The 20,779-nt window shown below is 34.3% G+C and carries 15 protein-coding genes and 1 tRNA gene; 3 read left to right on the forward strand and 13 right to left on the reverse strand.

Annotation, left to right across the window (positions count from 1 at the left end; all coding sequences use genetic code 11):
* Nucleotides 1–252 precede the first annotated feature (252 nt).
* The 3 genes from HNR32_RS04655 (at nt 253) to HNR32_RS04665 (ending at nt 4,455) form a co-directional block, all read left to right on the forward strand.
* Nucleotides 253–471, forward strand: coding sequence for a hypothetical protein (locus HNR32_RS04655; RefSeq protein ID WP_183860175.1), 219 nt, complete (start codon nt 253–255; stop codon nt 469–471).
* A gap of 30 nt (nt 472–501) precedes the next feature.
* Complete coding sequence (gene mobF / locus HNR32_RS04660) at nt 502–3,084, forward strand: MobF family relaxase (RefSeq protein WP_183860177.1); 2,583 nt, start codon at nt 502–504, stop codon at nt 3,082–3,084.
* Nucleotides 3,085–3,264: 180 nt separating this feature from the next.
* Nucleotides 3,265–4,455, forward strand: coding sequence for a tyrosine-type recombinase/integrase (locus tag HNR32_RS04665; RefSeq protein WP_183860179.1), 1,191 nt, complete (start codon nt 3,265–3,267; stop codon nt 4,453–4,455).
* Between the two features lie 9 nt (nt 4,456–4,464).
* On the opposite strand, the gene HNR32_RS04670 is transcribed toward HNR32_RS04665, so the two are convergent.
* From HNR32_RS04670 to clpX, 13 genes are all read right to left on the reverse strand, one after another.
* Nucleotides 4,465–6,540, reverse strand: coding sequence for a hypothetical protein (locus HNR32_RS04670; RefSeq protein ID WP_183860181.1), 2,076 nt, complete (start codon nt 6,538–6,540; stop codon nt 4,465–4,467).
* A gap of 125 nt (nt 6,541–6,665) precedes the next feature.
* A tRNA-Lys gene (locus HNR32_RS04675) sits at nt 6,666–6,741 on the reverse strand.
* Between the two features lie 83 nt (nt 6,742–6,824).
* Nucleotides 6,825–7,919: a polysaccharide pyruvyl transferase CsaB gene (csaB, locus tag HNR32_RS04680; RefSeq protein ID WP_183860183.1), complete on the reverse strand. Its 1,095-nt coding sequence runs from the start codon at nt 7,917–7,919 to the stop codon at nt 6,825–6,827.
* On the reverse strand, nt 7,912–9,972 hold the full coding sequence (locus HNR32_RS04685) for a DUF5693 family protein (RefSeq protein WP_183860185.1): 2,061 nt from the start codon (nt 9,970–9,972) through the stop codon (nt 7,912–7,914). The genes csaB and HNR32_RS04685 overlap by 8 nt, the downstream gene beginning before the upstream one ends.
* Nucleotides 9,973–9,989: 17 nt before the next feature.
* Nucleotides 9,990–10,676, reverse strand: coding sequence for an LmeA family phospholipid-binding protein (locus HNR32_RS04690; RefSeq protein WP_183860187.1), 687 nt, complete (start codon nt 10,674–10,676; stop codon nt 9,990–9,992).
* Nucleotides 10,677–10,702: 26 nt separating this feature from the next.
* A protein-coding gene (gene prfB / locus HNR32_RS04695; RefSeq protein ID WP_183860189.1) for a peptide chain release factor 2 occupies nt 10,703–11,810 on the reverse strand; the annotation gives its coding sequence in 2 pieces (ribosomal slippage) (nt 10,703–11,740 and nt 11,742–11,810; 1,107 coding nt in all).
* Nucleotides 11,811–11,904: 94 nt separating this feature from the next.
* Nucleotides 11,905–14,430 (reverse strand): preprotein translocase subunit SecA, encoded by a 2,526-nt coding sequence (gene secA, locus HNR32_RS04700; protein WP_183860191.1) that lies wholly within the window; start codon nt 14,428–14,430, stop codon nt 11,905–11,907.
* A gap of 227 nt (nt 14,431–14,657) precedes the next feature.
* Nucleotides 14,658–14,972, reverse strand: coding sequence for a DnaA N-terminal domain-containing protein (locus tag HNR32_RS04705; RefSeq protein ID WP_183860193.1), 315 nt, complete (start codon nt 14,970–14,972; stop codon nt 14,658–14,660).
* Between the two features lie 98 nt (nt 14,973–15,070).
* The gene (gene ahbB / locus HNR32_RS04710; protein ID WP_183860195.1) at nt 15,071–15,553 is read right to left on the reverse strand and encodes a siroheme decarboxylase subunit beta; all 483 of its coding nucleotides are present in this window, start codon (nt 15,551–15,553) and stop codon (nt 15,071–15,073) included.
* An 8-nt stretch (nt 15,554–15,561) separates the two neighbouring features.
* Entirely contained in the window at nt 15,562–16,014 is a 453-nt protein-coding gene (ahbA, locus tag HNR32_RS04715) for a siroheme decarboxylase subunit alpha (RefSeq protein ID WP_183860197.1), read from the reverse strand.
* Between the two features lie 55 nt (nt 16,015–16,069).
* Nucleotides 16,070–16,705 (reverse strand): ribosome biogenesis GTP-binding protein YihA/YsxC, encoded by a 636-nt coding sequence (yihA, locus tag HNR32_RS04720; RefSeq protein WP_183860199.1) that lies wholly within the window; start codon nt 16,703–16,705, stop codon nt 16,070–16,072.
* Nucleotides 16,702–19,026, reverse strand: coding sequence for an endopeptidase La (gene lon, locus HNR32_RS04725; RefSeq protein WP_183860201.1), 2,325 nt, complete (start codon nt 19,024–19,026; stop codon nt 16,702–16,704). Before lon ends, yihA begins: the two co-directional genes overlap by 4 nt.
* A gap of 437 nt (nt 19,027–19,463) precedes the next feature.
* Nucleotides 19,464–20,744 (reverse strand): ATP-dependent Clp protease ATP-binding subunit ClpX, encoded by a 1,281-nt coding sequence (clpX, locus tag HNR32_RS04730; protein WP_183860203.1) that lies wholly within the window; start codon nt 20,742–20,744, stop codon nt 19,464–19,466.
* Between the last annotated feature and the right edge of the window lie 35 nt (nt 20,745–20,779).

A 20,779-nucleotide genomic window follows, 5' to 3' on the forward strand; every position in this document is an offset into this window, starting at 1 on the left:
TATACCCGGGCAAGAGACAATTCAAGAGAGCAATTCCAGCCTGCCATGGACAAAAGCCGTGGGCAAGGCATGGTCAAAGGAAGTTAGCGGCTACATTCAAGAGCTTTAGGTAACTCTGAACAATTAAAGATAAACAAAAGTAAAGGACATAGTGATAAAGGTTTCGGTTTTTCAACAAGCACAAACAAAAATCTAACAGAAAACAGAAATATTGAAGCTATAGTTTTACCAGGCGAACTACAAGAATTGCAAGTGGGATGTGCTTATGTCAAAATAGGAGCTTATCCAATCGCCAAAATACAGTTCAGTAATAATCATTTACCCGATATTGCCCCGTATTATTTGCCATTTTTTAATAAAATAGCTACCGATGAAGAAATAAATGCAGCTTCTACTAATACGTCAAATGTCATAGTCACAGAAAAAAAGGGGACAGACAAAGAATCCCAAACACCTATTTTTAAATTTTAAGCTATTTAAGTAAAGGCAGGCTATAAAATCATGCTAAGTATAGATAATATTGGGTTAAATCAAGCTAGTACGTACTACAGTGAAGACGATTATTATACGCGCAATTTAAATAAAGATGACGAATGGCAAGGAAATTTAACACAGAAATATAGCAACGAAAAAGGTTTTTCACCAAAGGATTTCGACAATGCTCTAAAATCAATGCCAAATTCTAAACGTGCAGCTTACGATTTAACTTTTTCAGCACCTAAGTCAGTTTCTATAGCAATGATATTAGATAATGAGAAAAAAGCAGATATGATACAAGCACATAATAAAGCTGTAACAGATACTATTAAAGAAATAGAAGCTAATGAGATCGAAGCTCGTATAACTAAAAACAGAATTACTGAACGTGTGTTAACAGGAAAAATAGCTGTTGCTAAATTTAATCATTTTGTTAGTCGTGAACAAGATATGCAGCTGCACACACATTGTGTTGTACTTAATCGAACTGAATACAATGGAAAAGAATACGCTATATCAAATGAAAATCTTTATACTAATAAGATTCTATATGGTCAACTCTATCGCAATCGTCTAGCTAAAAACCTACAAGACATTGGCTATTCTTGTCATATAACCGATACCGAAAAAGGATTTTTTGAGTTAGATAATATTGAACAGGACTGGATTGATAATTTTTCTACTCGTCGACAACAAATCAATGAAAAATTAAAGGAATGGGGCACAAATAGTGCCCTTGCTTCCGATAAAGCAACTTTACTCACACGCCAAGCAAAAATTAATAAAGATTTCTCTTTACTGGAAAAGTCCTGGCAAAAACAAATAAATGGTAAAATAAGCATTGATAAAAATCCACTGAAAATAAAAATAAGCACTTCTCAAAAAAATAATGCTTTTAATCAAGCCGTTGATAGTATTGCTAATCAAAAATTTGCTTTTACAAGAAAAGAACTTGAGCGTGCCGTACTTGCAGAAGGTTGTACTTTGGGCATGAACAGAAGTGATTTTACTACCCATTTTGAAAACTCTGATCTGATCAACTTAGGTACACAAAAAAATATAGCTGATACTACAACTTTCTATACCACTGCTAATAATATTGCCGTAGAAGAAGAAATAATGAGCAATATCACCAACACTTCTAAACTACAAAATATAACAGATGCTAAAAAAGATTTAGATAATATTATTAGTCAACAGCATCTTTCATTAACCAGTGAACAAAAACAAGCTATCTTAAATATAGCTAACAGCAATATGCAATTTAGCGCTGTACAGGGTCTTGCCGGCACAGGAAAAACATATATGTTAAATTCTACTAGAGAATTGTTTGAAAAACATGGCTATACAGTTAGCGGCATGGCATTTACTGGTAAAGCAGCTGAAGGACTAGGAACAGCTGGTATTAAAAGTACCACAATACACAGTTTTCTTAATCATTTAGAAAGAACTACTAACATCTCTATAGAATCGGATCTAAAACAAACTTGGGACTTCTCAAATCTGAAGCCTACAGGCAAAGAACTATGGGTTATTGATGAGGCAGGCACTTTAAATAATAATTTATTTTTATCTGTACAAAAAGCTGCTATAGCAAAAAATGCTAAGATCTTATTGGTCGGTGACTATAATCAATTTAATCCCATTGGACCAGGTAATGCTTATCAATCTTTAGTTCAATCTGGTAAAATTTCTACATCATATTTGACTGATATAAGGCGGCAATCAGATGAAATACTTTTAAATGCTGTAAAAGAATCTGTAAGCGGTGATATAAGTAAAAGTATCTCCCTACTAGCCAAAAACATTAAAGAAATCAAATCACCTATTACACGTTTTAAGTTAATAACTAAAGAATATACTTCATTATCATTGCCTGAACAAGACACTACTATTGTCCTAACTGCTAAAAACACTGAACGTAATACATTAAACGAATCAATAAGAGACGCCTTAATAAGAAGCGGACAAATTGATATAAATAATCAAAAAGGATTTGCTGTTATATCTAATAAAAATGAAAAAACAATCAAAAGTTTTGCACCTGGTGACAAAATTATTTTTACCAAAAATAATCATAAACTAAATATCATGAATGGACAATTAGGAAAGATAACTGCTATAAATAACAATTTTATGACTATTTCCAGCAATAGCAAATCCTTTAATATTGATATGAATAACTATCAACATCTTGATTATGGTTATTGTTTTACTGGCTATAAATCTCAAGGTATGACTGTAAACAAAGCCATAGTTAATATAAATAGTAAAAACACTACTTTAAATTCTCGTAATGCTTATTATGTTAATATCAGTCGAGCAAAAAATGGTATAAGTATTTATACTGATAATATAAGCAACATTAGTAATCAAATTAAACAGTGGCAAAAGAAAATCACTTCAGATGATTTCTTGATCAAACAATCCACTAGCTTGCGTAATAAAAACATATCTAAAAACTCAATTAAACACAGCATACTTAAAAAGCCCTTAAATGCCGCTGAATTCAGCATAAATTCAATAAAAGAAGCCTCACAAAAATTAAACACCAGTAAAACTATTAATTCTATTGCTACTAAAATACAGTCTCATATACATTTATAAAGTAATCCGGTTTTTATAAAAATAGTGCTGTTTTGTTTACAAACAAGGATCTAGACTTCGTCCTATTTTCAATAGTCCTTGTTTGTAAACTTCAACAACACTTTATCAATTATCAACCGGAACACTTTTTTCTATTCTCTACAAAGTTCCCCATAAATAATAATTAGAAGGTGATTTTATATGCCTGTACAACAACGAGGAAAAAACAGCTGGCAAATAACTATAAATAATGGCAGCGATCCACAAGGCAGACGTATCCGAATAACTAAAACGATACGTGCAGAAAATAAAACAGAAGCTTTAAAATATGAAAAAATCTTAGCTGGTGAAATAGCTAAGAAAAATTATGTTAATCCACAGTCTATGACTTTAAATAGCTTTTATTCTTACTGGAAAGATAATTACTTAAAAGCACAGAAAAAACGTGATAAAACAGTATTAAGTTATGATGATTTATTTCGTCGTATTGATGCTGCTTTAGGTCATATGCCTATAGATAAATTACAGCCTAAGCATATCCTTGCTTTTTTAGATCAATTACGAACATGTCCCCGTTTAGATAATCGTCCTGGCGGACTATCTGACAACTCTATACGCAAGCACTATACTTTATTGCATTTAATATTAAAAAAGGCTACACAGTGGCAATTCATTTTAAATAACCCTGCCGATGCTGTCGATCCCCCAAAATTCAAATATCGCAATACTAAAAAGATACTATCACCTAAAGAATTAGGTATATTCTTGATTGCTTTACGGCAGGAAAATCTAAAGCATCGACTTTGGGCTATGCTTTGTCTATCATTAGGACTGCGTCGTGGAGAAGCTATCGCATTGCAATGGAAACATGTCAATTTCACTGAAAAGAAATTAACTATCTGTCAAACAGTACAATATATTCCCCGTAAAGGCTTAAGCTTAAAACCTCCTAAAACAGATAGCTCTAACAGAGTTTTAAGTTTATCTAACGAATTGATTGATTTATTATCTGTTTATAAAAAAATAAAACATAAAGAACAGATTACACTCGCTAATAAATGGTGTGGTAATCCTGATTTTAATGAAAACTTCATATTCACAACATGGGATGGCAATATATCACATCCAGATAGTATGAATATTTGGTTACGTAAATTTGCTAAGAAAAATAATTTGCCAGCAATTAGCCCTCACAGTCTTAGACATATGGCAGCTACTTATCTCTTACATGCTGGTGCAGATATTACAACTGTTGCAGGCAAGTTAGGTCATTCTAACGGCACTATAACTCAAACAGTCTACGCCCATTTATTACAAAATGCTGAACAAGAAACCGTTGCTTTGATGAATAATATTCTATCTTCTAGTATAGAAAAAGCTAATAAAATATAAAATATTAAATTATTTTACAACTAGCATTTTTAACATATCCAAACCATCTAAAATCACATTATACATCCCTAATGTAATTTTATTATATAGATTTTTTTCAATTTTTTGAGATTCTTGTGATTCATTTAAAATATTAAGTATGTCTTGACGTATATTTTTACTTAAGGAAACATCTTTTACGAATTCCTCAGCATAATAATATTTAATATTTGGATGTACATTATTAATATTCTCTGCTTTCTTATCTAATAGCCAATAGTGTAATTCATCACAAAATGGTTTATATTTTTCAGTAGTTTCATTTTCATTTATATTATAATTATTTCCCCACATAGTAAAATAGAATGATTTTTTACATTCAATAATAATATGTGAATATTTTATTTTATTAGAGACATCTTTATCTATACAAATATCTGGTATACTTCCATTTGGCAATACAGCATGATAGTGTATTTTTCCATATTTTTCCCTAGCAATTTGTTTACAAATAACTTCCCATTTATTTCCCAAATAAAAGAATAAATCACGTTTTTTACCAACTATTTTATTCAATTCTAACTGGCTTTTACAAAAACTTTCCAAGTAGAAATTTAAATTATTAAAGTCTACTAAATCAATAATTAATTCATTAGTCTTTAAAAGGTAGTAAATTAATTTTTTTAAAATAGGGATTGCTCTAATATCGCCATAACTAAGCAGTAAAAACAAACCACATAGAGGACGTGTTAGATTTCTTGTAAATTTTTCAGTAGGTAACTTTCCCATCCAGTCATCATTTCCTATATATTCTAGTAAATGTTCTCTATTTATTTCTCCCCTATTATAGTCAAGACAATATTTTAAATTCACCACATCATTAAAATATATTTTATTATAAGTACTTTTAAAAACAATAAATTCCATTAAATTAATTAACTCTTGCTGCCATAAGTCATTATTAATAAAAAAACCATCTAAAATAAATTTTAATTTTTTTAAAAAATTAGCTCTTTCTTCTTTCTCAAGAAAAGTAATATATGCAAATATCAAATTTACGCTAAATGGAAATAATCGCCTTGACAATAATGTTATTTTTTCGTGAAATTCAGTTATCAAATTCTCATCAGAAGCTTCATTTAAACAAATAATATACTCATTAAATATGTTTTTATATTCTCTATAATAATTAAAATCAGGTATTATTTCCCCTGCATTTATCATATAAATAATTTCACATAAAACATCAACTTTTTCTAAAACATTGTCACATCTCTTGTATCTATTGATCAACATTTCTGGGGTTTTTAATGTAACTTCCGACTCGTTAGTAAAACATAAAACTTTAGATACTCTAGACCTATCTGTAATGCATCCTTTTTCACTGGCCTTTTTTAACAAATAACACCAGTATGAGTGATACGTTAATGTTTCTACTTTTTTAAATAAAGCTAAAACAGCTTTATAATTAAATAACATTTTATCTTCAATCGGAAAATCTATAATTAATTCGATCTCTTCATCTGTTAATGGTTTATAAATATTTTCTCTATTCTTATTTTTTAATATATATGATCTTATAATACGAGTAAAATCCTGTAATGGATAATTATAGCTTCCTAATATATTTTTACTGATGTAACTATAGTTAAACCTTAACGTTATATCCCTTTCATTTAAAATGCTAGTATATTCTTCTGTAAACTTATATAAAGCATCTTTTCTGATATTTCTTGCGTTTATAGAAATCTCAGAAATATATTTAATAATTTGGTCTAAATTTCTATCATTTACTACATATTTAATCAAAGAATTGGTTATGTGATTACTAGTGTCATTTAATATTCCCAAATGTGCTTTCTCAAACATATTATAATACTTTATGTAATATGTATTAAACCAATGAAATAATTCAATTATTTTATTATCACCTAATTTAGATACTATATTAATAATACTACTTGTTAATCGTGTATTGTCACTATAAAAGTTATCATTCAATACCGGCATTATTGAAGCACCATATTCAGCAAACAATCTTATTCCTTTTTCTCTTTCATGTTTGACCTGAGAAGCAAGTAAATTTAAAATATAGTCATTATTCATGATAATATCTCCTAGTTATTAAGTATATAAATTTAATTAAGCTATTTCTATACAAGCTGACATCATTTTTGACATCATTTTACAACAAAAAAGACTTCCCGAATACGAGAAGCCTTGAATTTACATGGTGACCCACCGGGGAATCGAACCCCGAACCTGCTGATTAAGAGTCAGATGCTCTACCAATTGAGCTAGTGAGTCAGTTCCTTAAGTACGTTATATATTATAAATCATAATTATTAAAAATACAAGTATTTTTTTAATTATGATTTATAATATACCTATTATTTTTTTATTAACAGTGAAAGTGCCGTTTCTGCATTGCTATAAGCATCTTTTCGCAACTGTGCCAAACGATTCTTATTCATTGCTTTGAATTCGTCTTTATTACGCCATTTTTGGGTGAATTCATGCAATATTTTATCTACATCAGCATCTTCAAGTGTATTTACTGCTTTTTCCCCAATAGAATTTAAAAATCTATCTATTTTAGGATCATATGATAAGCCAATCATCGGCACACCCATAACTCCAGCAAATATCAATGCATGCAGGCGAATAGATATAAGCATATCCATATTGCCCGTCAATGATAGTAACTCGCCTGTAGTGTATTCATCGTTTAAGATTATGGGCTTTGTTTTCATATATGATGCTATTTTTCCCGATACTTTTACATCTTCTGGAAACTGCATTGGTATGAAAACAATTTGTGCCGCAAAATTCTCATTGATTTTATCAGCAAGCGCTGCCAATGTTAATTTATAATGCTTAAGACCGCGCCATTCTCTAGGACAAATGCCAATTATTGGTTTTGTTAAAAGCACTTTGTTAGCTGCCAATATTTTGCGACCAATATCAATAGCTACTGGATGAATAGCTAAAACCGGATCGGCTGTCACTTTTATTGCCGGTTTAGTCACTTTAAGCTGCTTTAATTCACTGAGTGAACCAGCATCGCGAATTGTAATATACTTAGCTCTACTGCAGATCCATTTCATTAGCTTACGCGGCAGCCAGCCATAAACAGGACCAATTCCTTGGGCATAAAGCATTACTGGCGTATTAAGTAATTTAGCTAAAAATAATATTCCCAAATAATAATACAAACTGCGGCCGCTTGTTACATTCTGCAGCAAACTGCCGCCACCACTTAGCAGTAAATCAGATTTCTTTAAGGTCTTAATTATTGCCAATATATCGAGCCAACCGATTGAATCTACCCCATGTCTTTTCTTTGTATCCTCAGGATTTGCCGATATAACCGTAAATTTTGTTTTAGGGTCAAGTTCTGTAAAAACTTCCAACATTGCGGCAAGCATTGCTTCATCACCGGCATTTTTTGAACCATAATACCCTGAAACTACAATGTTATTCATGCCCGATATTTTTCCTCCTCTCTAAACGAGAAGATACGTATCGCCATACTTCCAACAGCAATACCGCTATAATACCAAGCAATGCCCCCAAAACAATGCCATCTATTCCACGAACTAATGACATATACATTGGTGTACGCATATGCGCAAAAGTTTCAATCATTGATCCTTGTCCAATAGTTGCTGCAAAAACTATTATGCCAAATAACATTACCGGCCATTTTCTAAGCCAAGCTATCACCATAATAATAAATGCCGGATGACCAATAAACAATTCTTTGGAGCGCGGCCGCGCAAAAAATGCCCGTTCTAATATAGCACGAATTTTTAATTCAATTCCCGGCACTGGGAAGCCAGCTGTATGACCAGAACGTTCAACAAACACCACTAATACAACTAATAAAAAGAAGAATATCATCAGTGTCTTCACTAATACTTTCATATTAAGTAAATATTTTATCTGCTCAATAAGTTTCATTGGTACCAGTGGATTATTGTCATCCAGAATATTATAGCGCTGGCAAAGTGCTATCCCCACCAATATCATTGGTAAAACAAAGGTCAATTTAATACCACGGAAAAAGTCAATTTCAAGGAAGTATCTTACATCAGATAATAATCCTGATAAATATGCTGCACCCATAAATGATATTACACTGGCAACAATTATCCCCACCACCGCCGTTACAATAGCAGCAATAATTGATTTATCTTCACTGCGATCACGGTTTTTTAATCGTTCCAGCACCCAAATCATTGATAGCGCGGGAAATAAATTAGCTGATGCCAATGCTCCTATCAAGCGTATTTTATTGCCATGTCCCATGGCTAAGGGAATTACACAGATAAGTGATGCAATAATAAACAATGCATACTGATATTTCATTTTAAAACCTGGAATAATAAGCGACAGGTATAAAACTCCCGCTGCACAAACTCCCAGCATTAAAAGTATTCTAAGTCCCTGATTAGCCTGATATTCATTGAAAGTACTTGCCGGCCCAATTTTAAAACCCTTAGCCTCAAGTTTGTTTTTGACAGCACTGAAATATTTCATATTGGTCTCAAACAACGACATATTTGGTGCAGGCTGTTTATAGAGTTTTAGTAAATCGATGCGAATGTTTCTTTCTTCATCGGTATTGCTCCAACGTTCAACAGCATCTGCCATCTTCAATTTAGGCTGCTCACCTTCAGGAATTACATAAAGGCGTGCTGCTTTATAATCCAAACCTTTGGCCAAATCCAAAAGACCTGCTTGCGGATAAAATTGCAGCTGTGTTACATTTTCTATCATACCAAGTGTTATATTACGTTTTTTCATCTGTTCTACTGTATACTCGGATAAATCAGGTGCACCCAATGTTGCCTTACCAGAAAATACAATATCAGATACCTTTATACCTTTTAAACGAGAAAAAACAGCATCTATTTTTTCTTTATTAATATCAGTATAGTTGCTTGGACGAGCCACTACATAAAAGCCAGCAGCATTTACTGCTTTCATTTCATCAGTTGGCATACCAATATTCATTTTTTCAAAATCTTCATAGCGGTCTTTTACCACTAATACCTCTTGACTGCCTACTGTTGTTGGATGGACTCTATTTGCCCCTAAGCGCAGTAATAAATCTTCTTTTATTTCCTTAAAAGTCTGTGCATCATGACCTGTGACATATATCTGCTCAGCTTTTATCTCATTTTTTTCTGCTAATTCTCGCCAAGCCGGATCAGTCAATGTTCCATTATAGTAAGCTCGCAATATTTCGCTGCCTGGTGTTGCTGCGGCTTTTCCATTAACGTTTAATTTTTTAAATGTTGTTTCGTAAACAGCCAGTGATGTTATCCCTGCTTTTTTCACCTGTGCAAGTACTTCGGATGGTGGTAAGCCTTCATCTTCTGCTAATTCTAATACATCTTCATAGTCGAGCACTAGCTCAACAGTCTTATTACTTTGTTCTATATGATATCTTTGAAAACTGATTATTAATCCAGCCACCAAACCTACTGCAATTAGCAACACAAACCAACGGTTGTAATTGAAAACTTTCAAAATGTTCCCCACCTTGTCTATTCTTTGTGAGCACTTGCTACAATAGCCAGCTTATTTTCTCTTTGTGTTACAGTATCAATCTGTGCATCAAACGGCAATTTAGTTTTATCAATTAATAGGATATTTTCCATGCTGTTTAAGCTGATTTTTCCCAATAAATCATTCTCTACATCAAGTTCTGAAACTTTAAAGTAGATATTGCCATCTTTAGTATAAAGATTTCCCCGCATATTAGCTAATATTTTATTCCCCAATAATGGAATTTCTGCTTTTACTGTTACAAATTTAGGCATAATATCAACATTTACGTTATGAACCTTACTTATACGTTTAGCTAATAATTTTTCTAACGACTTTTCGTCAATAGTACATGACATCGTGATATTTTTAGCTTTAGCAATCTTTAAATGCTTTTCCAGCAGTGAACTCATATCTATTTTTATATTGGTTCCAACTAATGATAAATCATGTACCTCGGTTTCTCCAATAAGTGCTGTATCCGCTGTATAAGAAATTTTATCAATATTACCATTAGCAATCATAAATGATGGATGTGTGTATATCTCGCCATATATATGCTGTGCCTTCATATTATCCTTTAAATAACTTCGTATTGTAAAAGATATATAATTAGGTAATAGTAAATTAGTCAGCACTGTTAACACTATTATTATTAAAGAAACAACAACTAAACCTTTTCGCAAATTTATCACCTGCACTATCAACTATATTAAATTTGTTTATTTGCCTTTGCCCGCAAATAATTTTCAATGAACATGTTTATTTCGCCGTCCATGACACCTTGAGTATCACTTGTTTCTACATTAGTACGATGATCCTTTACCATATTATATGGATGGAAAACATATGAACGTATCTGGCTGCCCCATTCTATTTTTTGCTGGTCGCCTTCCAACTTAGACAGTTCTTCTTCTTTTTTCTGTAGTTCGAGCTCAAATAATCTAGCACGCAACAACCGCATACATTGTTCCTTATTTTGCAGCTGGGAGCGCTGGTTTTGACACTGAGCTACAACCCCAGTTGGAATATGGGTCATACGAACAGCTGAATCCGTTTTATTGATATGCTGCCCACCAGCACCGCTGGCGCGATAAGTATCAACACGAACATCTACCATGTTAATATTGACTTCCACATTATCATCGATTTCCGGCATTACATCACAAGCTGAAAAGGATGTATGACGGCGAGCATTCGAATCAAATGGTGATATACGAACAAGACGATGTACGCCCTTTTCCGCCTTTAAATAACCATAGGCATTATGCCCCTTTATCATCAGAGTAACCGATTTCACACCGGCTTCATCGCCTGGTAATAAATCAGCTGTTTCTACAGAAAAACCATTTTTTTCTGCCCAGCGACCATACATACGCAGCAGCATCTGTGTCCAATCCTGTGCTTCTGTTCCGCCCGCACCAGCATGCAGTGTTAAAATAGCATTATTAGCATCATAATGGCCTGATAAAAGTATTTCCAGTTCAAGCTGTTCTAACTGTGTACGAATGAATTTTATATCACCCTCAACTTCAGCACAGACACTTTCATCCTTATCTTCCATGCCCATTTCCCATAATACCTGCATGTCCTCATATTTATTGATAAGGTTTTCGTAACGTTCTACACCATCTTTTAATGCGTTTAATTCTGTAGATACTTTCTGGGCTTTTTCAGGATCATCCCAAAAAGCTGGTTCACCCATTTTATATTCTAGCTCGGCTATTTTTTCTTTTTTGCGAGCGACGTCAAAGTGAAGCCCCCATTTCATCCAGTTTTTTCTTGACGTCTACAATTGTTGTACGTAAATCTTCTAACACTGTCTTTCACATCCTTAAAATTTATATAAAATTATACCCGCTCCGGTATTTCTTAAAATACAGCAACAGCCAGATAGGCTATTGCTGTATTTTTTTATTTATTACGTCCACAGCAGTTTTTATATTTTTTTCCGCTGCCACAAGGACACGGGTCATTTCTGCCAACTGTTTCTTTATTCACCACTGGTTTCTTCTTAGTTTCTTCAGTCTCATCGCCGCCATGTGATGCTGTTGCTGTCTGCAAATGGTCTTCAAGCTGACTTTGTTGTTCCTGTACGATATTAACACGATACATCAGCTTAGCTACTTCTTCCTTGACATTATTAATCATAGCCTGGAACATATCATAAGCTTCTGTTCTATATTCAACAATTGGATTTTTTTGTCCATAAGCACGAAGTCCAATTCCTTCACGCAGCATATCCATTTCGTCAAGATGTTCCATCCATTTATTATCAACGACTTTAAGCATGATTATTTTTTCTAATTCACGCATATTTTCTTCGCCAAACATCTGTTCCCGTGCTTTATAATTCTCATCAGCCATGTTGTATAACATTTCTTTTAGTTCGTCACGGCTCATGCTTTCCAGCCCACCCTGCTGTAATTTTCCCTGTACAGCATAAACTTTTTCTGCATCTTCTATTAAATCAGCAATATTCCATTCTTCAGGATAAAGTTTTTCATTAGCATACAAATCCATTTCATCATCGATAATTTCATGAATCATCTGTAAAACATTATCTTTTAAATTTTCACTGGTCAGTACTGTACGACGTTGTCCATAAATAACTTCACGCTGTTGATTCATAACATCATCATATTCAAGGACATGCTTACGAATATCAAAGTTGCGTGCTTCCACTTTCTTTTGCGCCTGTTCAATAGAACGCGTAACCAGCTTGTGTTCAATCGGATCATCTTCGCCCATACCAAGTTTATCCATGATATTGGCAATATTGTCTGACCCAAATAAACGCATCAAATCATCGTCAAGTGACAGATAAAAACGTGATGAACCAGGGTCACCCTGACGACCAGCACGACCACGCAGCTGATTATCAATACGGCGTGATTCATGGCGTTCCGTACCAATGATATGGAGCCCGCCGTTTTCTTTAACACCCTCACCCAGCGTAATATCTGTACCACGGCCTGCCATATTGGTAGCAATAGTAACAGCTCCCGCCTGACCAGCATTAGTAATAATCTGCGCTTCCTGTTCATGGTATTTAGCATTTAAAACGTTATGCGGAATATGATGTTTTTTTAGTAAATCGCCCAGTTCCTCTGACTGCACAATTGAAGTTGTACCAACAAGAACCGGCTGACCTTTAGTGTGATATTCCTTGATGGCATTTACAACTGCTTTTAATTTAGCCTTTTTCGTTTTATAAATAACATCAGGATGATCTAAACGCTGAATAGGTTTATTAGTAGGAATTACTATAACCGGCAATTTATAAATTTTGAGGAATTCATCTTCTTCAGTCTTAGCTGTTCCTGTCATGCCTGATAATTTATCATACATACGGAAATAATTTTGGAATGTTATTGTTGCCAAAGTCTGTGATTCACGCTGAATTTTTACATTTTCCTTAGCTTCAATAGCCTGATGTAAACCATCAGAATAACGACGGCCAAACATAAGGCGTCCGGTAAATTCATCAACGATAACAATTTCATCATCACGCACTACATAATCCCTATCACGAATCATAAGTGCCTTAGCCCGTAATGCCTGGGTAAAGCAATGTGACATTTCAATATTACTTGTATCATAGAGATTTTCAATGTTTAAGGCCTTTTCGATCTTGCTTACAGCTGACTCTAATGGCGATACATTCTTTTCTTTTTCATTGAGCGTATAATCTTCGCCTTCTTTTAAAGGTGCTACTGCTCTTGCCATAATTGAATACATATTGGTTGATTTACTACCAGGACCTGAAATAATAAGTGGTGTACGGGCTTCATCAATTAAAATACTATCTACTTCATCGACAATAGCATAATTGAGATCTCTTTGCACCATCTGATCCTTATAGATAACCATGTTATCACGCAGATAATCGAAACCAAATTCATTATTAGTACCAAATGTAACATCACAGTTATAGGCAAATTTACGTTCAGCAAAATCCATATCATGCGTAATAAGGCCTACTGATAAACCAAGTGTACGATATAATTTCCCCATCCACTCACTATCACGTTTAGCCAGATAATCATTGACTGTAATCATATGAACACCTTTTTGTGATAAGGCATTAAGGTAAACAGCTGTTGTCGCTACAAGGGTTTTCCCTTCACCTGTTTTCATTTCGGCAATCTTACCTTCATGCAGGCAGATACCCCCTATAAGCTGTACATCAAAATGGCGCATCCCGAGCTTGCGGCGTGATGCTTCACGTACAACAGCAAAAGCTTCTGGCAATATTGCATCCAAAGATTCACCATTAGCTATACGCGTTTTGAATTTTTCAGTATTTCCGCACAATGTACCATCGCTCATCTTGCGATACTCTGGTTCCAGCGCATTTATTGCTTCCACAATTTTGCGCATGCGTTTTATTTCTTTTTCGTTATTATCTCCTAATAAACTTTTTAAAAAACCTAACAAATATGTCACCTCTTATTATAGTAAAGACATTTTTATGCATTAGACTAAGTATTGTTAATAACAAATATATTGGCAGCCTATTCTCCGTTATGAATAGACTACGTAAAATTTTATCAAACAATCCCCTATAAGTCAAAACAGTCTAAGATAAATTATAATCTTTAATGACTTTTTTATCAATAAAAAAGTTTCCACCCTAATAATTCCTTGGATAGAAACCTTTTTAATTAAAACATTGTCTTCATTATCCCGATAACTTTTACCACTTTTACCTTGAATACTTGTTTTAACGCTGGTGTTAAATCCTGAATATGGATTCTTTGCAGTTCATTGCCTGCTGTAATAAGTAAAGTATTATCATTTTTAGACAAATTATGGATAGGCTCGATATATTTAACAAAATCCTCTTCACCTATCATATCTTTTAATCGGGCAAAGCATTCCGTAAATTCACTTTTACGTTCTACAATAGAACTAAGTCGTTCTGTTTTTAAATGCGGGTTATTTCTAATATTATCCATATTTTCTGCTGGTTTAAACAAATTTTTTCACTTTCCTTTCATTTAATTATATTTTTTCGTACTATGCATGTAAAAAAAACTGCCATAAAGCATCTTTCTTTATGGCAGTCCAAAATTATTTATTGTGCTATTTTTTCATCTTCAAAATAACGCATGCTTGTTTTTTTCCATTCTTTTACACTGTAAAGCATAACCCGTTCATTTAAGCCATTTTCCTGTGCTAAGGTCTGAGCGATATCGTCGCATTCTTCCTTAGTGGTTGCATGAATCATCGTATAAACATTATAGGGCCAGTCCGGTGTAGTTGTTCTATCATAACAGTGTGATACAGCTGCATTAGCAGCCATTGCCCGGCCAATTTCATCCATCTTTTCCGCAGGAACCACCCATGCACAAAGCACATTTGCCGAAAAACCAGCTGTATAATGAGCCAGTACTGCACCCATCTTACGAATTTGGCCATTTTCTTTATACTTAGTCAGACGCTGTAATAATTCGCTCTCGGTTATCCCAATGCGTTTTGCTAATTCTTCATAGGGATTAGCTACAAGAGGAAAATCATTTTGCATTACTCTAATAATTTTTTTATCCAATGTATCCATATCATTACCTACTTCAAATTAAATTTTACATTTACTTTATACTTTTTCCGAGAAACCAAATTCATTGCAGCCTCTACGCCTGGCAGTTTCCGTACATTTGACAAAATCTCATCACGATCCTGCTCACTATGTGTCAGCAAAGTAAACCATAAGTTATATTTCCCCTTGCGCTCATAATTATGTGTTGCTCCCTCATAATTATTTATCGCGCTGGCAACTTGTTTCATATAGCCTTCCTTTACCTTTAATGCTACCAATGTCCCACTATAACCAAGCTTAGCAGAATCAAAAAAAGGACCTACTCGCCTAATATATCCAGCCTGTTTTAATTTATTGAGCCGTTCTATAACCTCTTGCTCAGACAGGCCAATGATTTTGCCTAAATCAGCAAACGGCTGTGGGGTCAATGGCAGATTAGTCTGTATAGCATTCAAAATCTTTTTGTCTGATAGTGTCAGCATTTATCTACCTCGTATTTATAATTATATAATTGAATCTGATTCATATTTAATATAATTATTCTACCAAAGCTTCCCCTATAAAGTCAAGTAAATATGAACGGCCGTCATTTTTTACGGAAGAATACGGCAATATCATAAGTTCAGGCACTCCTAAAGCTTTTTTTATGCGCGCAATATTTTTATTTACGGCATTTTTACTAATTTTATCAGCTTTAGTTGCTATTACGAAAACTGGTAAATTATTTTTTACCAGCCATTTAAACATATCTATATCCGACTGCATAGGGTCATGTCGTATATCAATAAGCTGACATACACAATAGATCTGCTCAGATGTCAGAAAATATTTTTCGATAAACGAAGCCCATATTTTTCGGGCAGATTTACCTGTTTTAGCATAACCATAGCCTGGTAAATCCACTAGATAAAAATCTTTTACCGATTCATCTTCGTAATATTTAGCACGTAATTTGAAAAAATTTATAGTCTGTGTCTTTCCCGGCGTACCGCTTATCCGCGCTAAATTGCGTGTACGCGTAAGCGAATTAATCAATGATGATTTACCAACATTGGATCGACCAATAAAAGCAATTTCCAGCATTTTTTCCTCAGGAAATTGCTCTGGTTTTACCGCTGATGCTATATATTCAGCACCAATTATATTTATCATTTCTTTTTTATTTTCTATCATTCGTCCACCAATGCATATTTCAAAACTTCATCCATACTGGCAACTGGTATAAAGGTCATTTTTTCTCTGACTTCTTCATCAATATCTTCAATATCTTTTTCATTTTCCTGCGGCAGAATTATTGTATATATCTTTTCACGATAAGCAGCTAGCGTTTTTTCTTTAAGCCCGCCGATCGGTAGTACACGACCACGCAACGTAATTTCGCCAGTCATGGCTAAATCACTACGAACTTTTTTATCAGTAAGCGCCGATATCATTGCTGTAGCCATTGTTATACCCGCTGATGGGCCATCCTTAGGAATAGCTCCTTCCGGCAAATGAATATGAATATCTTTCTTTTCATAAAATTGTTCATCAAGCCCTAACTCTTCACTGCGGCTTCTTATATAGGAAAGTCCGGCTTTAGCGGATTCCTGCATAACATCACCTAATTGACCGGTTAATATTAAATGCCCTTTGCCTTTTAAGACAGTGACTTCTGTAGGTAAAATATCCCCTCCTACTTCTGTCCATGCCAGTCCTGTGCATACACCTACTTCAGCTTTCTTTTCAGCTTTATTACGGGCATATTTAGCACGTCCTAAAAATTCTTCTAAATTTTTAGCAGTAATGCGAATTTTATCTTTTTCTTCTTCAATAATTTTTTTAGCAATTTTCCGGCATACAGCACCAATTTGACGTTCCAGCTCACGCACACCAGATTCTCTAGTATAATCCGCTATTATTTTCTGCAAAGATCCCGCCATAAACTGCAATTGTGCTTTCTTTAAACCAGCTGCTTCCATCTGTTTATTTACCAAATATTGCTTAGCTATCTGATATTTTTCCTCTTCGGTATAACTTTCCAATGTTATAATTTCCATGCGATCACGCAAAGGACGTGGTACTCTTGCTATATTATTGGCAGTTACTATCCAAAACACTTGTGATAAATCAAAGGGGATTTCCACATAATGATCAGAAAAAGTATTATTTTGTTCTGGGTCGAGCACTTCGAGCAGTGCAGCTGCTGGATCACCTCTGAAATCAGCCGCAATTTTATCAATTTCATCAAGTAAAAATACAGGATTTTTGCTTTCGGCTGTTTTAATGCCATTTATTATTCTGCCCGGCATTGATCCTACATATGTTCTGCGATGACCGCGGATTTCAGCTTCATCACGCAAGCCACCTAATGATGCCCGAACAAACTTTCTTCCCATTGCCCTAGCAATGGATGAGGCCAAAGAAGTCTTACCAACACCTGGTGGACCTACCAAACAAATTACCGGAGCTTTCTTCCCATTGGATAATTTGCGCACAGCCAAATATTCCAAAATACGTTCTTTGACTTTCTTTAAGCCATAATGATCCTTTTCCATAATATCTCTGGCCGCATCAATATTAAGCTTTTCTTTACTGGTACGATTCCATGGTAAATCCAATAAACACTCAATATATGAGCGTGCAACACCCGTTTCTGCTGATGCCGGTGACATTCTTTCCAAGCGTGCTACTTCTTTAGCTAATACCTCCATAACACGGCTTGGATACTTGCCTTTAGTCATTCGTATTTTATATTCATCAACTTCAGGTCGTTGTCCATCTCTATCGCCCAATTCTTTATGAATTGCTTTTAATTGTTCACGCAGATAATATTCTTTTTGGATTTTTTCCATCTGCTTATGAACACGCTGACTAATCTGCTGTTCAATACCTAAAATTTCCATTTCGCGTGTTAAAATTGCATAAAGTTTTTCCAAACGCTTTGTAATGTCAATTAAAGATAATAAATCCTGCTTATCCTCTAATTTCATATTCATGTGGCTGGCAATCAAATCACATAAATGACCACCATCTTCTATCATAACCACCGACACTAATGTTTCCGGTGGAATTTTCTTACTCAATTTCACCCATTTTTCAAACTGGCTTACTACGCCACGCGTCAAAGCTTCCATATTTATCGAGTCATCCTGCTTATCTTCCTTATACTCGATAATCTCTGCTTCATTATATTTTTCACCAAAGTTAATATCAGTAATCTGAGCCCGGTACATACCTTCTACCAAAACACGCATAGAGCCGCCTGGTAATTTCAAAAGCTGTCGTATTTCTGCCACAGTTCCCACTTCATATATATCATCGACGCCAGGATCATTTACCGCAGCATCCTTTTGGGCACTAAGCATTATCTTGTGCTCATGCACCATAGCTTCTTCCAATGCTGCTACAGATTTATCACGTCCTACATCAAGATTAACTATTACATAAGGAAATACAACTATTCCTCGGAGTGCTAGCAACGGCAATTTCTTTCTTTTTTCTTCTTTTGCCATCTAATACACTTCCTCTCTAAAATTTATAATTTTTTACTAAGAACTCTACTCAATTGGTATTTATACATTAGAAAGAATCATTAAATATCTTTAAACTATTATTATAGTTAATTCATTAAAAAGTATTAAATTCCCTGCCTGCAAAATTTCAATATAATAAAAAGAGCTGCTATATCTATATTTTGCAGATAATTCCTTTATAAGGAACCATCATTGCCAAGCAGCTAATAAAGTACTCCTACTTTTTCAGCCCTATAGATATAACAACTCTGTGACATATTCCCAACACTTAAGGTTTTATCATTTAAAGTGGGGGGTTCTCGTTCGATATAACTATCGTTATAAGCCTAAGCGAGCTAACCCCGTGTGTCTCACGGTTCTTGTCAATTATATACTACCAGAAACATCTAGTTTAAGATTACTAACGGCAATAATATTTATGCTGATTCTTCACTTGTTATTGCTTTTTTCGCAGGCTGCTTCTTCTTGTTACCATAAGTCAACAAAGGATCTATACCCTCTTCCACAACCTCTTTGGTAATACGACAAGCAGTAACACCTTTTGTCGAAGGTATCTCAAACATAACATTGCGCATTATTTTTTCAATTATTGAACGTAAGCCACGTGCCCCAGTTTTTCGCTTCATAGCATCCTTCGCTATTGACCTTAATGCTTCCTTGTCAAATTCCAAATTAACACTATCCATTTCCAGCATTTTCTTATACTGTTTTACTAGTGCATTTTTGGGTTTCACTAAAATATCTATTAAAGCCTCTTCATCTAAGGCATCAAGTGTTACTACAATTGGCAAACGACCAATAAACTCTGGAATCAAGCCATTTTTCAAAAAGTCTTCCGGCAAAACATGGTGAAAAGCTTCCCCGGTATTATAGACCTTATGACTCTTTACCTCAGCACCAAATCCCATATTTTTTTCACCGCGACGATTTTCAATGATTTTTTCCAAACCATCAAAAGCTCCACCGCAAATAAATAATATATTAGTCGTGTCAATTTGTATTAATTCCTGATGTGGATGTTTTCTGCCGCCTTGTGGTGGCACATTGGCAACGGTTCCTTCTAAAATCTTTAATAATGCCTGCTGTACTCCTTCACCAGAAACATCACGTGTTATTGATGGATTTTCTGATTTACGGGCAATTTTATCGATTTCATCAATATATATTATGCCTTTTTCTGCTTTTTCTATATCATAATCTGCTGCTTGTATAAGTTTGAGTAAGATATTTTCCACATCTTCTCCAACATAGCCGGCTTCAGTCAACGATGTAGCATCAGCAATAGCAAAAGGGACATTAATTATCCGTGCCATAGTCTGCGCCAATAAGGTTTTTCCTGAACCAGTAGGTCCCAGCATAAGAATATTAGATTTTTGTAATTCGATATCATTATGCTTTAACCCTGCATTTATTCGTTTATAATGATTATAAACCGCTACAGACAAGGTCTTTTTGGCTTCTTCCTGGCCAATAATGTATTGGTCAAGTATAACTTTTATCTCCTTGGGTTTGGGTATATCTTTAAGTTCCACTTCGATTCCGTCAGTTAACTCTTCTTCTATTATTTCATTGCACAATTCAATACATTCATCGCAAATGTATACACCAGGTCCTGCTACGAGCTTTCGAACCTGTGTTTGTGGTTTACCACAGAACGAACATTTGAGTTGGCCTTTTTCGTCACCGAATTTTAACATTTTTATCACCTCTTCCTTGGAAATAAGACGAAGCT

This window comes from Pectinatus brassicae (assembly GCF_014201835.1).
GTDB classification, from domain to species: domain Bacteria; phylum Bacillota; class Negativicutes; order Selenomonadales; family Selenomonadaceae; genus Pectinatus; species Pectinatus brassicae.

Bases quoted from the DNA above. Each gene is read 5' to 3' on its own strand.
- yihA (WP_183860199.1), bottom strand. From the start codon at position 16,705: ATGATAGAAAATAAAAAAGAAATGATAAATATAATTGGTGCTGAATAT.
- ahbB (WP_183860195.1), bottom strand. From the start codon at position 15,553: ATGGATACATTGGATAAAAAAATTATTAGAGTAATGCAAAATGATTTT.
- ahbA (WP_183860197.1), bottom strand. From the start codon at position 16,014: ATGCTGACACTATCAGACAAAAAGATTTTGAATGCTATACAGACTAAT.
- HNR32_RS04670 (WP_183860181.1), bottom strand. From the start codon at position 6,540: ATGAATAATGACTATATTTTAAATTTACTTGCTTCTCAGGTCAAACAT.
- clpX (WP_183860203.1), bottom strand. From the start codon at position 20,744: ATGTTAAAATTCGGTGACGAAAAAGGCCAACTCAAATGTTCGTTCTGT.
- HNR32_RS04665 (WP_183860179.1), top strand. From the start codon at position 3,265: ATGCCTGTACAACAACGAGGAAAAAACAGCTGGCAAATAACTATAAAT.
- mobF (WP_183860177.1), top strand. From the start codon at position 502: ATGCTAAGTATAGATAATATTGGGTTAAATCAAGCTAGTACGTACTAC.
- csaB (WP_183860183.1), bottom strand. From the start codon at position 7,919: ATGAATAACATTGTAGTTTCAGGGTATTATGGTTCAAAAAATGCCGGT.
- lon (WP_183860201.1), bottom strand. From the start codon at position 19,026: ATGGCAAAAGAAGAAAAAAGAAAGAAATTGCCGTTGCTAGCACTCCGA.